Here is a 3921-nt window from a genome sequence, read left to right on the forward strand (position 1 = left end):
CCGCCGGCTTCCTTCAGATTCCACCTCACGATGAACACCCTTGCCTTAAGCTAACAGTTCCTACTGCCAAGCCTGTAGTGGACTTTCACCACCAAGTTATAGCCCATGCCGGGCGCACAACAACAAAAAGGTCAACTTCTCAACAAAAATGAGAAATTGACCTTTGGAATATGCGAAAAACAAAACATCCATTTGTGTATTGTGAAATTTACTAGGGGAAAATTGATTTAACTACTGGATACAAACCACTAGCTAACATCCCAGCAGTCACCAATACGTTAACAGTATCTGCCCCTACCCAATTATCATACCAATTAGTATAAAACATCAATAACCCTAGTTAAACTCCTTTTCCAATTTCCTCCGTCATTCCTGGCAGTTCCTCGTCTGTTGCACCAACGTAAAATTCATTTCCACTAATGGGAAAAAGAATGACCAATATCATAGCACATATCCATCTTTTCATTCATTTCACCCTTTTCTTCAAGAAAAAATTAATGATATTATTAGCACAAAATAACTGTAAGGTTTAATAATCAAGTAGAGAAATTAGAACGTGCTATATAGATATACCCAGACTCTCTATAAACAAAATATACTCAATAAAAAACCTTAGCCATGGAATACTTGGTAATTTTTTTATTTAAAAATATATAAATATAAGTGCTATTCTTTCTAAAATTAGAAATTGTTGTCAACTAAATAATTTTGAATAAGTGTTACAACTTCAACAGCTTGCTCAATCATTTCATCACTCAAATTTTCTTTGTATTCAATATTTGTTTCAGCAAATGTTGTTGTCTGAATAAAAATACCCTTCGCGGTAAAGTTCTCAATATAAACATTAGGGAAAAATTCAACAGCTTGCTCTGAATTTATAGATGGTTCAATTCTGTTAACACTATAATATTGTTTATCTTTTATAGATGGATTAAAAACGAAATCAACTTTTGTAATAATTTTATTTTTCTTAATTAAAATTGATATTTTTTTTGGCTTTAATGCATTATTTTCAACAACATCTATAGTATCTTTTGTCCAAATTTTTTTAGGATTTCCAGGATAAACTGTAACATGTATAGGTAGAACCTCTAAATTTTCGTATTTCTTTTTTAAGGCACTATCCACAATTTCTTTTGTAACCAAGTTAAATTCTTCGTAGGTAAGATTTTTATTAGTATCGTTTGAAGTCAATTCCTTATTTAAAAAAAAGAAAACTAGAATAGCAATTGTGAGCATTAAAAATATTAGTAAAAATCTTTTCAATGACATTTGAGTCCTCCAATACTTATAGGAATAACATAGTTGTAGCTAGAATATAGAGTTTTATCTACATAGTAGGATTTTTAAGTATCAGAAACAAGAGTTTCCCTGTTAGATTTATTTCCACAGGGAAACCTCTATTATTATTAAATATTACTTAACTAAACTTTGTGATTTCCTATTATCTAATTATAAACTACTGGGCCAAAGTGAATATAGGTGCCATCATATTTTTGATATGGTATTCTTGAACTTATACTTTTATTAATGTAACCTGTTCTACCAGTTACATCTTGCCATTTGTATTGTAAAGTACCAGTTGTGGCAATACCGTGGGCATATATTTTAACATATCCTGTTTTATTAAGTTGAACACCTCTTTTAAATTTTGCAACTACTGCATTACTAGTACTTGATTCTCTAGCGATTGTAGTACTTGCGCTTGCTTCAACTCTCTGACCAATAATACTAAATTCTGCTGTGCCTGAAACAGTACCTGATACCGTCCAAGTAATAGTTTTACTTGAATTATATTCTAATTCTATTTCTGCTGAAGTGGCGCCACGGGAATCAAAAGTTACCTTTGCCAATTCAAAAGCTGTATTACTATTAACTACTGTCTTAGGATTATAGCTAACAGGCCATTCTCTATAAGTACTACTTTGGGGGGAAATTAAATTATCTCCTCCAGTATTTAAAGATGTATTTGAATCCATATAATTTAATAAATCTTGATTAGTTGCTTCAATTGCTTTTTGTTGAATCTCTTCGTCAGAATAATAAATTAAACTATTAGATCCATTTTCTTTAGCAAATATCGATGTAGTAAATGTAAGAGATAATAAAATACTTGTAAATAACATTGTAAACTTCTTCATACACCATACCACTCCTCTTGTAATATTGTTATTAACAACACCTTTGAAATTTCAAAATTTCTTTGGTAACTACGAATATTAAGTTTTAATTGGACTAAAATGCTTAGTATCAACCATCTTCTTTTAGATCTAAATATTGCATTATGGGGTACAGATTAACTAGAATCGATTTGGTAATGATTCTTTTGGTTAAAACCAAAAAGCTTATATGAAACATACAACAAAATCTCTAATAATAAAGAACGTCGGCCGACTAATCTTATAGTTCAATTGTTTCATGTAACAAGATGATTTGTAAAGTTCTTTTTTTTGCACAAATGCGATGAAAAACATGCTATTAATAACATGTTTTTCATCGCATTTGTGCAAATATATACATTTTGTTCTCATATTAAATTTTTCCCAATTATTCATGGTTGTCGGGACCTTTAAGGAAGTCGTCCGTTAAGTCGTAGAATTGTCAGCGGATGAAATCCGACCGTTTGGTAACGCCGATACGCATGCGAGGAGTAGAGTTCTATAATCATTGCTTGGTTTGCCGTTTTAGGACAATTGAGTCGTCTCTGTCAAACCATGGATAAGAAGACTGGAAAGCCGGTAGGTTTCGCGAGGATCTTATTAAAAACCGGATCGGCTGTCAAATGATTCACCGTATCATCGAACTAATAGGGGTAGCGTCAGGAAAATGCGGATTTACAACGGTAAGAAAATGTTCGTAAATTATCCGGCCTTCAAAACGAAAACCGGATTCTATTTAAACTTTATAATAATTACCAAGATATTAACTTCTCTTTTTATTTTTAGAGTCTTTTTTAGCAGTACCATTAAAATTTTAAGAGTATTAATCTTAATTCCTATATTTATCTCACTCTTTTTTCTAAACGCCTCTTCTAAATCAATATCGAGCTTGTTGGCAAGATAAAAAAGATTCCATAATTATTTTAAACATGCTTTCTTAGTTATAAAGGGCTTGATAATCTCTCCGCATCCTAGTGAATATTATAATATTCACTAAGAGACTAAAGAGCTGATTTCTTACTTGAAAGGAATCGGTTGTTATTTTAATTAGTGTTAGATTATTTAGAAAAGGATGCTTAGAGTTATCCATTCCTTCGGATATTTGAAGTATTATTTTACTAATTTCCAAAAGTTTGGCCCATAGTTATTGTTCTTAATAAAAATTTCTAATTCATTAAAAGGCAAGGTTTCTCCTACTTTTAATTTATAGATTTTATTATTGATAGGGGAACCAAAAGAAATATCTAATTGTTTTTCATTGAGATTAAATAGTATAGAATGAACAGTTCCGAAATTTTCCTCAAAATTGTGTACTGTTACACCATTAGGGTATTCCTTTAACATTAATTGTTGTAATTCATTCTTTGTAATAAAATTATTATTTTCTAAGTTGTTTTTCAGGAAATTATAACGCATTTCAGATTGTTCTAATTTCCCGCGTTCTAACTTAATTATTTCTGGCATTACAGCATGATTGGTTGCAATCAAAAATCCTGATTTTTTATTGCCTCTTTCTACAACCTTTTTTCCATCATAAGTTTCTATTAAAGCTGCGTTACCATTTGCATCTGCTAGAAGCAAATTCATATTTGTTCCAATAGGCATATTCTCTAAATAAGTAATTCCTTCCTCAACATCTTTGTATTTGGCAAGTAGGAAATGCATAGTTTGGCAGTTAAAAATGTAGCTACTTGCCAACATCCATTTTATCGATTTAGTAAAGATTCTTTATGACGAAAACTCTCTCGATTAAATACTATTA

At 30.8% G+C, this 3921-nt stretch carries 4 protein-coding genes; all 4 read right to left on the reverse strand.

The genetic code is table 11. The annotated features are described in order from the left end of the window. Nucleotides 1–340: 340 nt before the first annotated feature. Nucleotides 341–466, reverse strand: coding sequence for a hypothetical protein (locus QT711_RS19460; protein WP_317946909.1), 126 nt, complete (start codon nt 464–466; stop codon nt 341–343). A gap of 215 nt (nt 467–681) precedes the next feature. Beyond that, entirely contained in the window at nt 682–1272 is a 591-nt protein-coding gene (locus QT711_RS19465) for a hypothetical protein (RefSeq protein ID WP_317946910.1), read from the reverse strand. A 176-nt stretch (nt 1273–1448) separates the two neighbouring features. Beyond that, nucleotides 1449–2141, reverse strand: a complete 693-nt coding sequence (locus QT711_RS19470; RefSeq protein WP_317946911.1) for a hypothetical protein — start codon at nt 2139–2141, stop codon at nt 1449–1451. Nucleotides 2142–3269: 1128 nt separating this feature from the next. Then, complete coding sequence (locus QT711_RS19475) at nt 3270–3860, reverse strand: C45 family peptidase (protein WP_317946912.1); 591 nt, start codon at nt 3858–3860, stop codon at nt 3270–3272. Nucleotides 3861–3921: the final 61 nt, after the last annotated feature.

Origin of the sequence: Sporosarcina saromensis, assembly GCF_033253735.1 — a bacterium.
In the GTDB taxonomy this organism is placed as follows: domain Bacteria; phylum Bacillota; class Bacilli; order Bacillales_A; family Planococcaceae; genus Sporosarcina; species Sporosarcina saromensis.